Origin of the sequence: Streptomyces sp. NPDC002467, assembly GCF_042889825.1 — a bacterium.
Lineage (GTDB): Bacteria > Actinomycetota > Actinomycetes > Streptomycetales > Streptomycetaceae > Streptomyces.
The window spans coordinates 146,144-147,276 of the sequence record NZ_JBIARJ010000022.1; the positions used below are offsets into that span (position 1 = coordinate 146,144).

Sequence of the window (1,133 nt, forward strand, 5' to 3'; positions counted from 1 at the left end):
GACCACCACGGAACCCACCACGGTCATCGTCCCGACGCGGGTACGAAGGACGCCCACCACGGTCGTCATCACGACGCGGGTAGGACGGACGGTCGCCACCGCGGTCATCGCGACGCGGGTAGCTGGGACGGTCGCCACCGCGGTCGTCACGACCACCACGGAACCCACCACGGTCATCGTCCCGACGCGGGTACGAAGGACGCCCACCACGGTCGTCATCACGACGCGGGTAGGACGGACGGTCGCCCCGGTCGTCACGGCGGAACGACGGACGGTCGCCACCCCGGTCATCGCGACGCGGGTAGCTGGGACGGTCGCCGCCACGGTCGTCACGACCACCGCGGAACCCACCACGCTCGTCATCCCGACGCGGGTAACTCGGACGGTCACCACCACGGTCGTCACGACGGAAGCCGCCGCCACCACCCGTGGGACGCCCACCGCGGTCGTCGTCACGGCGCGGGAAGCTGGGGCGCTCGCCCCGGTCGTCACGGCGGAACGACGGACGGTCGCCACCCCGGTCATCGCGGCGCGGGTAGCTGGGACGGTCGCCGCCACGGTCGTCACGACCACCGCGGAACCCACCACGGTCATCGTCCCGACGCGGGTAACTCGGACGGTCACCACCACGGTCATCGCGACGGAAGCCACCGCCACCGCCACTCGGGCGGTCGCCGCGGTCGTCACGGCGGAAGCCACCGCCACCGGCGCCGGCGGGACGGCCACCGCGGTCATCGCGACGGTAACCGCCGCCACCGGTCGGCCGGCCGCCGCGGTCGTCACGACGGAACGGGGGACGGTCGCCACCACGGTCGTCACGGCCCCCGCGGTAGCCGCCCCTGTCACCGCCGTCGTTGCGCCGAGGCTCGCGCTCCGGACGATCGTCGGGAGAGTTGGACATGGGTGTGACTCCTGTCTTCGGGGTACCGCTAGTCATTCTCGCGCAACCAACCCATGGCCGCGCTTCGGCGTAATTCGAGGCAAAACAAAAAGGACCCTTGGTCCAGCGTTGAACGCTGGACCAAGGGTCCTTTGAAAGATTGTTCGGCGGCGTCCTACTCTCCCACAGGGTCCCCCCTGCAGTACCATCGGCGCTGAAAGGCTTAGCTTCCGGGTTCGGAATGTAACCGGGC

1 rRNA gene and 1 pseudogene are annotated in these 1,133 nt (G+C 70.3%); both read right to left on the bottom strand.

Going from position 1 to position 1,133, the window contains the following annotated elements:
- A pseudogene (locus ACFYYJ_RS34765) lies at nt 1–937 on the bottom strand (hypothetical protein); the annotation flags it as partial.
- A gap of 105 nt (nt 938–1,042) precedes the next feature.
- A 5S ribosomal RNA gene (rrf, locus tag ACFYYJ_RS34770) occupies nt 1,043–1,133 on the bottom strand; the annotation flags it as partial.